9 protein-coding genes and 2 pseudogenes are annotated in these 15580 nt (G+C 64.9%); 2 read left to right on the forward strand and 9 right to left on the reverse strand.

What is annotated here, in order from left to right:
• Positions 1–54 precede the first annotated feature (54 nt).
• Together serA and C7W88_RS03375 are read left to right on the forward strand one after the other, a co-directional pair.
• Positions 55–1641 carry a phosphoglycerate dehydrogenase gene (gene serA, locus C7W88_RS03370; protein ID WP_118072483.1) on the forward strand — a complete coding sequence of 529 codons (1587 nt, stop codon included), beginning with the start codon at positions 55–57 and terminating at the stop codon, positions 1639–1641.
• Positions 1642–1970: 329 nt separating this feature from the next.
• Positions 1971–3089, forward strand: coding sequence for an ATP phosphoribosyltransferase regulatory subunit (locus C7W88_RS03375; RefSeq protein ID WP_118072484.1), 1119 nt, complete (start codon positions 1971–1973; stop codon positions 3087–3089).
• Positions 3090–3384: 295 nt separating this feature from the next.
• On the opposite strand, the gene C7W88_RS03380 is transcribed toward C7W88_RS03375, so the two are convergent.
• The 9 genes and pseudogenes from C7W88_RS03380 to C7W88_RS03420 all read right to left on the reverse strand — a co-directional run bounded on the left by C7W88_RS03380 (position 3385) and on the right by C7W88_RS03420 (position 15526).
• Positions 3385–4167: an alpha/beta fold hydrolase gene (locus C7W88_RS03380; protein ID WP_370073181.1), complete on the reverse strand. Its 783-nt coding sequence runs from the start codon at positions 4165–4167 to the stop codon at positions 3385–3387.
• A gap of 73 nt (positions 4168–4240) precedes the next feature.
• Positions 4241–6357 (reverse strand): annotated as a pseudogene (locus tag C7W88_RS03385) (TonB-dependent receptor domain-containing protein).
• Positions 6358–6493: 136 nt separating this feature from the next.
• Complete coding sequence (locus tag C7W88_RS03390) at positions 6494–7276, reverse strand: class I mannose-6-phosphate isomerase (RefSeq protein ID WP_240344798.1); 783 nt, start codon at positions 7274–7276, stop codon at positions 6494–6496.
• Positions 7277–7293: 17 nt separating this feature from the next.
• Positions 7294–8334 carry a mannose-1-phosphate guanylyltransferase gene (locus C7W88_RS03395; RefSeq protein WP_118072486.1) on the reverse strand — a complete coding sequence of 347 codons (1041 nt, stop codon included), beginning with the start codon at positions 8332–8334 and terminating at the stop codon, positions 7294–7296.
• A gap of 44 nt (positions 8335–8378) precedes the next feature.
• Positions 8379–9670: pseudogene (locus tag C7W88_RS03400) on the reverse strand (glycoside hydrolase family 130 protein).
• The gene (locus tag C7W88_RS03405) at positions 9657–12017 is read right to left on the reverse strand and encodes a glycosyltransferase family 4 protein (protein WP_118072487.1); all 2361 of its coding nucleotides are present in this window, start codon (positions 12015–12017) and stop codon (positions 9657–9659) included. The pseudogene C7W88_RS03400 and the gene C7W88_RS03405 overlap by 14 nt, the downstream one beginning before the upstream one ends.
• A 203-nt stretch (positions 12018–12220) precedes the next feature.
• Entirely contained in the window at positions 12221–12970 is a 750-nt protein-coding gene (locus C7W88_RS03410) for a TonB family protein (RefSeq protein ID WP_240344799.1), read from the reverse strand.
• Between the two features lie 88 nt (positions 12971–13058).
• Positions 13059–13454: a thioesterase family protein gene (locus tag C7W88_RS03415; protein ID WP_118072489.1), complete on the reverse strand. Its 396-nt coding sequence runs from the start codon at positions 13452–13454 to the stop codon at positions 13059–13061.
• Entirely contained in the window at positions 13451–15526 is a 2076-nt protein-coding gene (locus C7W88_RS03420) for a S9 family peptidase (RefSeq protein ID WP_118072490.1), read from the reverse strand. The genes C7W88_RS03415 and C7W88_RS03420 overlap by 4 nt, the downstream gene beginning before the upstream one ends.
• Positions 15527–15580 lie beyond the last annotated feature (54 nt).

Raw genomic sequence — 15580 nt, forward strand, 5'->3', positions numbered from 1 at the left:
GCAGGACTCCCCCTCTCCCCGGCCCTCTCCCCTGAAGGGGAGAGGGAGACACTCATGACCAAGCCCAAGGTTCTCATTTCCGACAAGATGGACCCCAACGCCGCCCGCATCTTCACCGAGATGGGCTGCGACGTCGACGTGATCACCGGCGAGACGCCGGAACAGCTGATCGCCCGCATCGGCGAATACGATGGCCTTGCCATCCGTTCCTCGACCAAGGTGACCAAGGCGATCCTCGATGCCGCCACCAATCTGAAGGTCATCGGCCGCGCCGGCATCGGCGTCGACAACGTCGACATCCCCTACGCCTCGTCCAAGGGCGTGGTCGTGATGAACACCCCGTTCGGCAATTCGATCACCACTGCCGAGCACGCCATCGCGATGATGTTCGCGCTCGCCCGCCAGATCCCCGAAGCCAACGCCCAGACCCAGGCGGGCCTGTGGCCGAAGAACGGCTTCATGGGCGTTGAAGTCACCGGCAAGACATTGGGCCTGATCGGCGCGGGCAACATCGGCTCGATCGTCGCCTCGCGCGCTCTGGGCCTCAAGATGAAGGTCGTCGCCTTTGATCCGTTCCTGACGCCCGAGCGCGCCGTGGAAATGGGCGTCGAAAAGGCCGATCTCGATACGCTGCTGGCCAAGGCAGACTTCATCACGCTGCACACCCCGCTGACCGACCAGACCCGCAACATCCTCTCGGCCGAGAACATCGCCAAGACGAAGAAGGGCGTGCGCATCATCAACTGCGCGCGTGGGGGCCTGATCGATGAAGCCGCGCTGAAGGCTGCGCTGGATTCGGGCCAGGTTGCAGGCGCCGCGCTTGACGTGTTCGAGACCGAGCCCGCCAAGGAATCGCCGCTGTTCGGCACCCCGAACTTCATCTGCACCCCGCACCTCGGTGCGAGCACGACCGAAGCGCAGGTCAACGTCGCCCTTCAGGTGGCAGAGCAGATGGCCGATTTCCTCGTGACCGGCGGCGTCACCAACGCGCTCAACATGCCGTCGCTCTCGGCAGAGGAAGCACCGAAGCTCAAGCCCTACATGGCGCTCGCCGAAAAGCTCGGCAAGCTGGTTGGCCAGCTCGCGCACGACAACCTGACCAAGATCGCCATCGAGGTTGAAGGCGCCGCCGCGCAGCTCAACCAGAAGCCAATCACCGCTGCGGTCCTTGCCGGCCTGATGAGCCAGTATTCGCAGAGCGTGAACATGGTCAACGCGCCGTTCCTCGCCAAGGAACGCGGGCTCGACGTGCGCGAAGTGCGCCATGATCGCGAAGGCGAATACCGCACGCTGGTGCGCGTCACCGTCAGCACCAGCCAGGGCGAACGCTCGGTTGCGGGCACGCTGTTCGGCAACGGCCAGCCGCGCCTTGTCGAGATCTTCGGCATCGGCATCGAAGCCGACCTTGATGGCGACATGCTCTACATCGTCAACTCCGACGCGCCGGGCTTCATCGGCCGCATCGGCACGCTGCTCGGCCAGTCGAACATCAACATCGGCACCTTCCACCTCGGCCGCCGCGAAGCCGGTGGCGAGGCGGTGCTGCTGCTCTCGCTCGACAGCCCGGTGCCGCAGGACGTGCTCAAGCAGGCCTGCGACATCCAGGGCGTCCGCACGGTCAAGGCGCTGAACTTCGTCTGATCCAGCGTCAGCGTGAAATCGAGGGGCGGGTGCAGCGATGCGCCCGCCTTTTCCGTTTCGCGCGGAGGCGCGGAGAAGATTACGGGCTCCGCCCGGGATGAATCACGCGAAGACGCAAAGACGCGAAGAGGTTGCGCGCGCCGCAGGCCTTCATTGCCAATCGAATGGCGTGTAGAGGAGAATGCGGCTGCGCCGCTTGGCGCGACATCTTCGCGTCTTTGCGTCTTTGCGTGAGATATCCTTTTCTTCTCCGCGCCTCTGCGCGAAACAAGAACACGCGCAACATCACAGGTTCGACATTTCCCATCCATCCCGCTAAGCGCGCCGACATGACCGACGTCGATTCCAGCTTGCTGCCCGAGGGGCTTGAGGACCGCCTGCCACGTGAGGCGGCGACCACCACGCGCGTGATGCGCAGCATTCAGGACGTGATGCACGGCCATGGTTATGACCGCGTGCTGCCGCCGATGATCGAGTTCGAAAAGAGTCTCGCCGCGCGCATGGCGGGCATTCAATCCCGCCGCATGTTCCGCTTCACCGATCCGTCGAGCTTGCGAATGATGGGCCTGCGCTCTGACCACACCCCGCAGATCGGCCGCATCGCCCAGACCCGCCTTGCCGAAGCCGCGCGCCCCTTGCGGCTGATGTATGCAGGGCAGGTGCTGACGATCAAGAGCGACGGGCTGAACCCCGCGCGCGAGAAGCTGCAGTGCGGCGCCGAATTGGTCGGCGCGGACAATCTGGCGGCGGCGACCGAGATCGTATCCATCGCGGTCGAGGCGCTGCAGGCGGCAGGCGCGCGCGGCGTCAGCGTCGATTTCACCCTGCCCGATCTGGTCGATACGCTCGCCGCCAAGGCCTTTCCGCTGGCGCCCGAACAGATCGAGGCGGTGCGCCGCGAGCTCGATACCAAGGATGCTGGCGGCCTGCGCGATGTCGGCGGCGAGGCCTATGTGCCCCTGCTCTACGCCACCGGCGAGTTCGACAGCGCGATCGAGAAGCTTTGCGAGATCGATGCTGGCGGCGCGCTCGCCTCGCGCATCGCCGCGCTCAGGCAGATCGCCGCGAGCCTGAACGGCGCGGCGCGGCTGACGCTGGACCCCAGCGAGCGCCACGGCTTCGAATACCAGACCTGGTTCGGCTTCACCCTCTACGCCGAAGGCGCGCGTGGCCCGTTGGGGCGCGGTGGCACATATCGCATCGCGGGCAACGGCAAGGATGAGGCCGCTACCGGCTTCTCGCTGTATCCGGATGCGCTGATCGACCTGCTCTCGGCCAGCGAAACGCCAGAGGACCGCGTGTTCCTGCCGCTCGGGCATGACCGCGATGAAGCCGCGCGGTTGCGCTCGATCGGCTGGCGCACGGTTGCGGCGCTCAGCGATGCGGACAGCGCGAAGGGGTTGGGGTGCACGCATGTGCTGGGGGCTGTCGGGCCGGAGAAGGTTTGAACACAGCGCTGATCCTCCCAGTTTTTCCGCAGGACAAACGGGGAGGTGGCATTCGCGGCAGCGAATGACGGAGGGGTTTCTTTTTCCCTCCACCACCCTTCGGGCGGTCCCCTCCCCATTTGTGCTTCGCAAAAACGGGGAGGATTTTGACTACAGCTCAAACACCCCTTCAACCACGCATCCATCACCGGCGTTGCGGGATAGTCCGGTTCGCCCAGCTTGCGGTTGATTTCGGCGTGGCCTTGCAGGCCGGTGCCGGGGAAGCTGCCGTATTCCACCTTCACGCCCGCTTTCTTCAACACCGCGCCGAGTTCCTGCGCCTGTGCCACGCCGTCCTTGCGCTGGACGTGGAGGAGGAGGAAGCGCGGGGCGTTGGGGCGGCGGCGTGGTAGGTGGGGGATAGGGCCTTCTGGCGGGCGGGGTCGGTGCCGAAGGCCTGTTTGTAGGTATCGGCCATCATGCGGCCGGCCTGCTCCATCTGCTGGGGCACGTCATAGGCGGCGCCATCGTTGGGCATCACACCGTTGATGTCGGCGAAGGACAAGCCCGCCTTGCGCAAATATTGCTCGTCGGTGCCGACCAGCGCGACGAGGTGTGCGCCCGCGCTGTGGCCGGTGATGACGACCTTGCTGCGGTCGATGCCCAGCTTGTCCGCACGCGCCAGCAGGTACGCCAGCGCCTGCGCCACGTCGCTTGCCTGCTGCTCGACAGTGGCGGCGGGCACGAGGCGATAGTTGATCGAGGCGAAGGCATAGCCTTGATCGCGCAAGTGGCCGGGCAGGGCGTTGCCCATCGCGGTGTCCTTGCTCCCGCGCTTCCACCCGCCGCCGTGGACGTAGAGCACGAGCGGGGCGTTCTTCGCGCCTGCCGGAGCCCAGAAGTCCATGACCTGCAGCGGGTCGGGGCCATAGGAGAAGGTCTGCGCGCCGGGCGCCCGTTCGCGCTTTGCCGAACCCTCCGCGCGCTGTTCCAGGCGCTTGGCAATGCGTTCGCGCAAACGGTCGCCGGGGCGGGCTTCCGCCAGCCCTGCGCCGAGAATGACCAGCGCCGCCGCGCCTGCGATTCCTATCCGCTTCATGCCGTGACCTCACCGTTTTCCCTGAAGGGCAAAACTGCTGGGCCACGGCTTTATCTGCGATGAACCGTGGTTCTCAGAAGCTCACCCTCGCACTTACACGTATGTCGCGGCCTGCCAGGGGGGCGAAGTCCTTGAGGAACGAGGCGTGGCGGCGGGCGTCAACGTCGAAGATGTTGTTGGCCGAAAGCGCGAAGGAGAGCGGGCGCTCGTTGCCCCAGGGGCGGAAGTTCACTTCGGCGTTGACCAAGGTGAAGCTGGCAGTGGGCGTCTCGAAATTGGCGAGGCGAGGTTGGCTGTCGCTCCATTCCACTTCGCCGCGCAAGTCGACCTTTTCACCCTTCAGGCCGAGGCCGCCGAGGAGGCGCAAGGGGGGATGCGCGGCGCGGGGCCGACGCCTTCGATCTGGGCGTGGACGTAGTCGGCCACGCCATCGGCCACCACGTCGAACCCTCCGAGCCTGGCCAGCGTGACCGTGCCCTGCAGTTCGAAGCCATAGTAGCGCGCACGCCCTTGCGTGAACTGGAACACCGGCAAGCCGTCCTCCACCGCGCCGGTCAGGCTCTCGTAGATGAAGTTGTCGAACCAGTTGTGATAGACCGAGGCCTCCAGCGTGTAGCCGGGGCCGGAACCGCGCAGCACGCCTTCGAGGCCCCAGGCGCGCTCCGTGCGGAAATCGGGGCTGCCGACTTCGAACGCCTGCGTGCCCGCATGCGGGCCATTGGCGAAGAGCTCCTCGGCAGAAGGCGCGCGCACCGTGCGGCTGAGGTTTACGCCGAAGCGCCAGCCATCGGCGAAGCCCAGCGACGCGCCGGCCGAACCCGAGAAGGTGTCGAACGTGCGCTTGCCATTGAAGAACTGCGGCTGGTCGGGCAGCGGCTTGGCTTCGAGCACGGTGTGTTCGTAGCGTGCGCCGCCTTCCAGCTTCAGCGCGCCGAGGTCTATCTGCTGCAGGGTGAATAGCCCGAGCTGCTGGGTGGAGCTCTTGGGCAGGAAGGCTTCATCGCCGATCACGTTGAAATCGCGCGAGAAGTACTGGACGCCGCTGGCGCCCTTCCAAGCGCCGCGATCAGCCTGGACCAGTTCGGCGCGGCCTTCGAGGCCCTTGTTGTAGAAGGCGGTGCCGATGGCGCCGTCCGGTTCCAGTTCGAAGTGGCGGTAGGAGGCAAACCCGGCGCGGGCCTTGATCGACTTGAGAAAACCGCCGCCGGTCTCAACCTCGGCGCGCAGATCGACGCGGTCCTGCGCGACGTCGAGGCGCGGCGATTCCTGCTCTTCGCCCGGGCGGATCGCGTAGCGGGTGGGGATGCCATAGAGGCTGTCGTAGTGGCTGTAGGAAATGCCGAGGTTGCCGGTATCGGTGATCAGCGCCGCGCCAACGCCTGCAGTCCAGGTCTCGGCGGCAGAATTCGGCAGGCGGCCCCTGAGCGCGGCGTTGCCGGCAAAGTCCAAGCCTTCGTCCAGCTGGTCGTCGGTTTCGGTCCCGGCATTGGCCAGCGCCACGGCGCGGGCGGAAGGCGCGAGAACGTAGTCGCCAACACGCAGGTTTCCGGTCTTGAGGTAGCTGCCATCGGCGTGGACGACGAACTGCTTGCCCACCGGTACGTCCACCGCCGCGCCGATCGAGCGTTCGTCTGCCGCTGAGCCATAGGTCGCCATGGCATCGACGTGGGCGATCTCGTCGGGCACGACGCGCGGGATGCGCTTGTCGATCACGTTGACGACGCCGCCGATGGCCGAGGAGCCGAACAACAGGGTGGCGGGGCCGCGCAGCACTTCGATGCGCTCGGCCAGGAGCGGGTCGATCACCACGGCATGATCGGCGCTGGTGTTGGATACGTCGAACGCGCCGATACCGTCGGTCAGGATGCGGACGCGCTCGCCCTGAAGCCCGCGCAGAACGGGACGCGAGGCGTTGGGGCCGAAGGAGGTGGCCGAGACGCCGGGTGTGCGATCGAGCGTCTCGCCGATGGTCGGGCGGATCGCCTGCGCCAGCTCCTGTCCCTGCAGGACCGATACGCCCGAGATGATATCGGCCCGTTCGCGGTTGAAGGCGGCGGTGACGACGATCTGCTTCGGCGTCTGGGCGTGGGTATCGCCCTGATCATCAGCGGCAGGAGCAGGAGCCTGCTGGGCCATGACGGGCGTGGCATTGGCGGCGGCGCCGAGGAGAAGGAGAGCTGTAAGACGCATGGAATGTCCTTGCTGAATGCGACCTGCCGCCGGCCTGCTGACCGTGCGGCGTTGGCGGCTCCATACAGGCGCAGCCTCCATGTTACAACATAACATTACATGAATGCGTCGCCCTTTCGCGACCACGGCGAGAAAGCTAGGCCGGTCGGACGAGCAGGCAGGTGCCGGAGGCAGAGAAAGCCACGTCGGCGGCAGCTGCGGCAAGGGCGCATTGGCCAACGTCCACCGCCTCGCCCGCTACCGCAACGGCGGCATCGACCGGGATAACGAGACATGGGCCATCGTATGCCCGTTGCACTTCCGCAGCGGGCTCGCCGATCACGCAGTCGGCAGTGAAGTACTTGCCGTCGGCCAGTTGGTGCGAGGTAGACAGCACGTCGTGGCGGCGGAGCGATGGTTCGTGCGGCCCGCCCTTGGCCACCGCCACGCTCTGATCGAGGTGCAGCTCGCGCGGGCGGCCGTAGTCGTAGAGGCGATAGGTAATGTCGCTGTTCTGCTGGATCTCGATGAGGCTCACGCCCGCGCCGATCGCGTGGACAGTGCCGGCCGGGATATAGAAGAAGTCCCCGCGTTCGACCGGATACCAGTCCATCAGGCCCTCGATGCTGCCATCGAGGGCTGCGGCGCGCAGCGCTTCCCCGTCGAGCGCCTCGCCAAAGCCGATACCCAGCTTCGCGCCCGGCTCTGCATCGAGGATCAGCCAGCACTCCTCCTTCCCGCGATCGCTTTCACCGAGTTCCCTCGCCTGTTCATCGCTGGGATGGACCTGGACCGAGAGCGCATCGCTGGTGAAGATGTACTTGACCAGGATCGAGGGAAGTTCGGACGGCGGCTCGAACCAGATTTCGCCGATGCTCCTTCCCGAGAAGGCTTCGAAGGGCCGGGGCAGATCGTCCTTGCCCCAGGGTTTTTCGACCATCCGCCTCGGCAGCAATGTCACTGGTTCGCAGCTCCGGAAAGCTTGCCCACGGCTTGCGCACCTTCTGGCGTACAGACGAGGACTTCGTCGCCATCGACGACGATCATGAGATTCGATGCGCCAACCACCGAAACGCGGGGGCCATCACTCATAACGAGTACGTTGCTGCAATCCTTCAGTTCCGCTCGCCCGCGGACGGCATTGCCCGCTTCATCGCGATCCTGCGCATCGTGAAGGGCCTGCCAGTTGCCGATGTCCGACCACGCCATCTCCGCCGGGACCATCGCCGCGCGCGACGTGTTTTCCATGACCGCATAGTCGACGGATTCGCTGGGCACCTTGGCAAAGGCTTCGCGATCGGGGTGGAAGCGCATGCCATCTTCCCGTCCCCTGGCGACAGCCTCGCGCACTGCCGAAAGAATGTCGGGCCGGTGAAGCCCCAGTTCCTCAAGGAACGTCCCGACCCTGAACGCGAAGATGCCCCCGTTCCAGGCATAGTCACCGCTGCTCAGAAACTCCATGGCGCGGGCCAGATCGGGCTTTTCGACGAACCGCTCGACGCGGCGGCCGCCAGTGCCGTCGATCGCCTCGCCCTGCTTGAGGTAGCCGAAGCCGGTCTCGGGCGCAGTGGGCACGATGCCGAAGGAAACGAGCCAGCCATCCTGCGCCAGTGCCGCCGCTTTATGCGCAGAGGCCCGGAAAGCATCGCAATCACCGATGTGATGGTCGCTCGGGCACACCAGCATGATCGCGTCTTCCGGCAGGCTCAGCGCGGCAAGGGCAATCGCGGCAGCCGTGTTGCGCGCTTCGGGTTCTACGATGATTCGGGTAGCGCCACGATCAGGCAGCTGTTCCTCGACATGGCCAAGATGGGCAGCCCCGGTCACGACAACCGGATCGCCGAAGCCTTCGCCTACCGGGCAGCGCAGCACGGTTGCGCGAAACAGAGTCTCGTCACCAACGAGCGGAAGGAAGGGCTTGGGCCGCGCCTTGCGCGAGCGCGGCCACAAACGGGTGCCGCTGCCGCCGCACAGGATCACGGGAACTGTCTTGGTCATGTGTTGCCTTGATTTAACCTGCTGCAGCGCAGCGAAGCCCTGTTCTAGCGAGTTGCATCCATTCTTGCCAGCATCTCGCCAACCGAAGTCGTGGCGAAGCCAACGGCGCTGTCGGATATGCCGTAGGGCACCAGCAACTGGTCTTCGACCAGCAGTGCACCGCAAGTATAGACGACGTTGGGGACATACCCGAAACGATCGGCGTCGATAGCAGTCAGCAGTGGCTTGCTGGACCGCGCGATGACTTTCGAAGGGTCATCACGATCAAGCAATGCGCAGCCCAGCGCGTACTTGCGCATCGCACCCACGCCGTGCGTGAGCAACAGCCAGCCGTGGTCCGTGAGGATCGGGCTGCCGCAATTGCCGATCTGCACGAATTCCCATGGGAATTCGGGCTCCATCAGCAGCACGCCATCATCGTCCCAGCGCTCGAGACTGTCCGAGCGGAGCAGGAACAGGTTCTTGCCATCCTGCCGGCCGACCATGCAGTACTGCCCCCCACCTTCTGCGGAAACAGCGCCATCCCCTTGTTCCGACCGGCCCGCCCGACGATGGGTTCAAGCCGGAAAGAGCGGAAATCCCGCGTGCGCAGCAATTCGGACCGGATATCCGCGCCGGAATATGCCGTATATGTGCCGATCCATTCGTAATCGCCACCGCCATGGTCAAACCGGACAAGCCGCAGGTCTTCCAGACCGCCACGTTGCTGCTCGGTCACCGGAAAGATCACGCTGTTGGACAGCGTGCTTTCCGAGTGGCGATGCAGGGTAACAGCGCAATCTGCTCCCTGGCACGCCGTCAGGCTGTCGTCAGGCAGCAAGGCGGTCGCAAAATGGCTTTGCGGCCACAGCTCGAAATCGCCTTCAGGAAGGGCGATGCCTTCGCGGAAAACGATCGAGCTGATGTGCCCTTCGCCCACTGCTCGCAGGCTCATGACAAAGCGTACCGCGCCGCCGGTCATGCCGGACTGGTCGGGATGCGGCACGATGCTCGGGTTCATCAGCGCCGCAGCGGCATATGTATATTCGTGGCAGAAGTACGCGCCGATCAGCCGCTTGCGGCGAATCGACAATTCCGAGCCGTCGAATTTGAGGACCGCCTCCATCTGGCGATAGCGCTCCTCGAAAAGCTGCTCGGTCTGCCAGTGACGCTCCTCGAAATCGTGGAGCACGCGTGCGTACTCCTCATCTGCCTCATCGTTGCTCAGCGAAACGACATCGTCGACGAGCTTGCGCGCACGCGCGCCTGATCCGCCGGGCCCCTGCCAGCCGAGATGGAATGGACGAAGTACGACCCTCGAAGGATCGGCGTGAAGCCTTTGTTCAAGTACCCGCAAGCTGTTGCGTACCCTTGCTGTTGATCTTCATGGCAATGGCAGGGGGCGAAATAGGTTCCTGAGCCAGCGTTGCCGATCCGGGGCGCCGCGCAATTTGCACCATCGCGTAATGCGCAAGCTGGAACGCCAGGATCGATTCCGCGCCGCAATTGAGGTTGACGCCTTGCGGAGTCACGCCATCGCGGCAGCGGCCCGACACGATATCGCCAAGCACTTCGCCGCGGTCGTTGCCGCCCAGGAACCAGCGATAGGCGGTTTCCGCATGGCGCAGCCAGGTGATGTCGCCGGTCGCGGCATAGGCGCTCGCCGCCGCATCGACCGCGGCCCAAGCCTCCAGTGGCTGCTGATCGAACGGCATGTTCTCGTAAGGCCGCCCGAAGGTTTCCGAGCCCACGGGGCGGAAGTGCCCCTGCGCCGAGACCTGCTGGCGCGCGATGAAGCGCAGCGAGGACAAGCCGGCTTCCATCCAATCGGCGCGCTCAAGAACCTGCCCTGCGCCGATCAGCGCCTGAGACAGCCGCGGGTTGTCATAGCTGAGCACCGCTTCGAACCAGGCCCAATCGGGGCGACGTGCTTCGTTCAGCAGATTGGCGAGCAATTCGGCACCATGGCGCAGGCTGGCCAGCGCTTCGCCATGCGCGGGGTTGGCGCGCAAGGCCTCGATGCAGCCGAGCATCACGAACGCAACCGTGCGCGGGGCATCCATCGTGCCCACCGGAGCAAGCGCGATGTCGAACCATTGCGCCGCCCAGTGCCGCAGCCCTTCGTCCGGCGCATCGTTCATCGCCCTGCCCAGCGCCCAGACCGTGCGACCATTGCTGTCGGCAGAACCGATCGGTTCGCACCAGGTGCGGTCAAAGTTCATGAAGTTGCGGAAAGCGCGCTCTTCCGGATTCCAGGCGTGCTGGATGAACGAGGCATAGACCATGGCCCAGCGCTGGCGCTCTGCCAGCGGCACGGAATCCGCCACGCCCATCAGCATCAGCGCGCGCACGTTGTCATCGAGGCAGTAGCCGTGACGGCGGTCGGGGACCGTCAGGATCGAATGTTGCAGCATGCCGGTGGAGTCGCTCATTGCCGCAACGCCAGAGAAACCCGGCGTCGCCAGCAGCGGCATGTTGCGATCAGGTCGGACGACGACGCTTTCCACCAAGGCGCGGGCAGCCCCGGCAAAGCGGGGCCAGATCGTTTCGCGGCCTTTGTCCCAAGCGCGCTTCTGCACGGCCTGCAGCTCGCGGGGGTCATCGAGCAGGCGGTTTACCGCTGCCGCAATCACGTCAGCCTGGCGCGGCTCGACCAGGACACCGACGCCATCGGCCAGCAGCTCGCGGGCATGAACATAAGGGGTGGAGACCACCGCCTTGCCCAGCGCCACCGCGTAGCTCAGCGTGCCGGAGGTGGACTGCTGCATGTTGGGATAGGGAGTGAGGTAAATGTCGCAGGCTTCAAGCTGGTCGAGCAGTTCGTCCAGATCGAGGAAGCGGTTGTCCCATTCGATGTTGGCCGCCACGCCCAGATCCTGCGCCAGCGCCTCAAGGCTCTCACGATAGCGTTCGCCTTCGCTGACAACCAGGTTGGGATGGGTGGCGCCGACGATGCGATAGATCACGTCCGGGTGGTTCTCGACCACCGCAGGCAGCGCCTCGATCACGGTTTCAAGGCCCTTGCCGGGCCCCAGCAGGCCGAACGTCATCATCACGCGCCGTCCCTGATGGCCAATGCGCGCCTTGTAGGTCTCGGCACGACCGAACGGACGATCGGGCGCACCGTGCGGGATCACCGTGATGCGCGCTGGTGCGACGTGGTAAAGGTCCTGCAGCAACCCCATCGAGTGCTGCGACATGACCATGACCCGCGAAGCGCGGCGCAGGATATGCTCAAGCACCTCGCGCTGATGCGCCGATGGCTCGGCAAGCACAGTGTGGAGAGTGACGATCAGCGGCGCCGCCACACGATCGACCAGTTCAAGCACCATGTCGCCATCAGCGCCACCGAAGATGCCGTATTCATGCTGGAGCCACACTGCGTCGACCGCATCCTCGTTCATGCGACGGGCTGCAGCGCGATAGTCCTCGGCCTGGTCCGAGCGGATCAGCCCCCGCACACCGACGTATTCGAGCGGAGAACGCGCATCGTCGATCACGTGAAGATCGACCGAGATATCCGAATGATGCGCACGCAGCTGTTCGTAGATGTCGGTGGTGAAAGTGGCGATGCCGCATTTGCGCGGAGCATAGCCGCCGATAAGCGCGACCCGGCAAGGCGCTTTCTGGCCGCGACGGAGAAAAGAGAGAACTCCGGGAGCAGAAGCGTCGCCGGTGCCAAACGCATTGTCGATCAGAGTCATGGCGTGCAGGTTCTTCCGAAGGCTGGTCGCACACCGCGTGGCGCGGTTGCTGTACTGTCGATGAACCAACGCGGGGCGGGCAATCCGGTTGCATTGCGATGCAACAAAAATAGCGCGAAAGTAACGCAGGTTGTCGCAAAAGGTCTTCTATCCAACCGTTTGTATAACTTAGGATATACAAACTGCTATGTTGCAGTGCGGCATTACGGTTCGAACCAGCGCTGCTCCCAGCCGTAGCTGGAGGTGACCGGATTTCCTTCTGCATCAAGCGCAGGCCGGAAGCGGAACCGCTCGCTGGCGAGGCGGCAGGTGATCGCGTCGGCCTCGGCCACGCCGCTCGCACGGTAGACACGGCAAGACGACACACGCCCATCCGTGCCAACGGTCAGCAGGATAACCACGCGCTTGCCAATGCGTTCCTGCTGGCTGCTGACCGGGTAGTCGCGGGTCGAGCGGATATCGCCGGCGATCTTCTCGGCCTTGCGGGCAAGGCCTCCGCCCGAACCGTTGCCACTGGCTCCGCTGCCGGTGCCCGTACCCTCGCCACCACCGCCCGTGCCTTGCCCCTGCGCGGCTGCGCCCGAGCGCGGGTCCTGCCCGGTCGAGGCGACCGGCGGCGCATTTTCCTTCCGCGAAGGCACGCGAGCCTTGGCGATGACCGGCTTGGGCTTGGCCTTCTTCCCCTCCTCACCCGAAGCGCCCGCGGGCTCGGGCGTGGTCGGGGTCGGGGTGGGTTTTGGTTCTTCCAGCGGCACATCGAAGGTGCTGGTGGTGAACGTCTCCTTGGCGAGATCTGTCATGGCGGGAACGCCGCCGAAGCCGTGGATCACGCCCCACAGCACCGCGATGTGCAGCAATGCGGCGAGCACGGTCGGCACCAGCCGCTCACGCCCGCTGCGCTGGCGGTCGCGATAGCGCCCTGACGGCGTGACTGCGCCACTCGTCCTATCCACGTACTGCCCTTGCATCTGCGGCCAAACGCATGCGGGGCGTCTATGGTTGCAACCATTCCGGCAGAATGGAAAGCCTCAGGACGAAACCCTATGGCAGGAACGGCGCGGCCACGTCCTTGGGCACGCGCAGGATCCGGCCTAATGCGCGGTCGATGATCGCCCAGGTGGTCTTCGCGCTGACGATGACCTTGCCCGCTGCATTGCGGAAATCGACGCGCCGGTCGAACCGCGCGCCGGCCGGCGGTTCCGGGATGAACGTCTCGGCGGTCACGCTCTCGCCCGCAACGATATTGCCGCGATAGTCGATCTCGTGCCGCGTCACGACCCAGACGTAGGCGTCCTGGTGCTCAGGTGAGGCCACCGCCGACCAGTGCGCCGTGGCAATATCCTGAATCCAGTTCACCCAGACCGCATTGTTGACGTGGCCCAGCTCGTCGATGTGCTCAGGCCCTGCGGTGAAGGTCAGGGTGTGGCGATTGCTCAAGCCGCCACGCCCAACTGCCACAGGATGAAGGCGAATTCCTCGGCGGTTTCCTTCAGGCTCTCGAACCGGCCCGACTTGCCGCCGTGGCCTGCGCCCATGTTGGTCTTGAGGATCAGCTCGTTGGCGTCGGTCTTCACTTCGCGCAGCTTGGCAACCCACTTGGCGGGCTCCCAGTAGGTCACGCGCGGGTCGTTGAGACCGGCGGTCACCATCAACGGCGGGTAGGCCTGCGCCTTGACCTGATCGTAGGGCGAGTACGAGTGGATCAGCTCGAACGCCGCCTTATCCTCGATCGGGTTGCCCCATTCCGGCCATTCGCCCGGCGTCAGCGGCAGATCCTCGTCGAGCATGGTGTTGAGCACATCGACAAAGGGCACATGCGCGACGACTGCGCCCCAAAGCTCGGGATCGGAATTGATCACCGCGCCCATCAGCTCGCCACCGGCAGAGCCGCCCGAAATGCTGATCTTGCCAGCCTGCGTGAACCCACGCTCGATCAGGCCCTTGGCCACGTCGACGAAGTCGTTGAAGGTGTTGGTCCGCGCCTCCAGCTTGCCCGCCTTGTACCAGGCGCGGCCCAGATCGTCGCCGCCGCGGATATGCGCGATGGCATAGGCAAATCCGCGGTCTACCAGGCTCAGCCGCGTGGTCGAGAAGCCCGGGCCGATGGCGATGCCATAGGCGCCGTAGCCATAAAGATGCAGCGGCCCACCGGGCGCGCGGTCCTTGCGCCAGACCACGCTGACCGGAACCATTGTCCCGTCGCGCGCTGCGATCTCGAGCCGCGCCGTGTCATAAAGCGAAGCGTCATATCCGCTCGGGATTTCCTGCACCTTGAGCAGGGTCAGGCTGCGCGTGGCGACATCGTAATCGTAGGACGAGGCGGGGCTGACCATGGATTCATAGCCGACGCGCAGCACCGACATGTCCCATTCGGGATTGTCGCCCAATGAGGCTTCGTAGCTCGCTTCCGGGAACTTGATCGGCTCGATGCGCGAAGGATCGTCGTAGTAGCGCACCTCGATCCGATCCAGCCCGCGCACCCGGCCTTCGGTGACGTAGAAATCGCGGAACAGGTCGAACCCGGTGAGGTAGAATTCATCCGTCCCCTCGATCAGCGTCGTCCAGTTGCCGGGATCGGACAGCGGCGCCGTCGCAAGCCGGAAGTTCTCGTGCGTGTCGTTGGCGTGGATGTAGAGCACGCCGTCACGCTCATCGACATCGTACTCCACGCCCTTCTGACGCGGCTTGACCAGCAGCGGTTCGGCAAGCGGATCGTCCGCCGGAACCAGCCGCACTTCACCGGTTTCGTGGTCCCCGGTCGAGATGATCAGCCACTTCTCGTTCGCTGAAAGCGCCGCGCCGACGCGGAAGCCTTCGTCATCCTCGTGATAGAGTTCAACGTCGTTTTCCAGCGGCTGGCCGATCCAGTGCAGGCGCGCATTGTCCGTCCGCCAGTTCTCGTTGGCGAGGCTGTAGACAAGGCCGGTGTCGTCCTTCACCCAGATCAGGCCGGAAAGCGTGCCGGGAATCTCGTCCGCCAGCACCTCGCCGGTGGCAATCACCTTGATCCGCGCGGTGAAGCGTTCCGAGCCATTGTCGTCCACCGACCAGGCAAGCTTCGTCCCGTCCTTCGAGACCGCAATCGCGCCCAACCGGAAGTAGTCCTTCCCTTCGGCCAGCGCCACTTCATCGAGGATCAGCTCGTCCACGCTGCCATCGTCGGGCGCGCCCACCGGCCTGCGCCACCACTTCTTGTATTCGGCCCCTTCCTCGAACTCGATCCAGTAGAGGAAATCGCCATCCTTCTGCGGGACCGACTTGTCTGCCTCCTTGATCCGCGCGCGCATTTCCTTGAACAGCGCGTCGATCACCGGCTTGCGTTCGCCCATGCGGGCTTCGAACCAGGCATTCTCTGCGTTGAGATGTTCAAGGATCGCCTTGTCCTTCACCTCTGGATAGCCGGGATCGCGCAGCCAGGCGTAATCGTCGGAAACGGTCAACCCGTGGTGCGAGAAACTGTGCGGGATGCGGGCGGCGACAGGAGGTGTGGCAATGCTCATCCCTCGCATCTATGTTGCGCGCATGATGCCCGCAAGGCGGGCCGCCCACATTCAGGACCTTAT

Source organism: Novosphingobium sp. THN1, assembly GCF_003454795.1.
In the GTDB taxonomy this organism is placed as follows: Bacteria; Pseudomonadota; Alphaproteobacteria; order Sphingomonadales; family Sphingomonadaceae; genus Novosphingobium.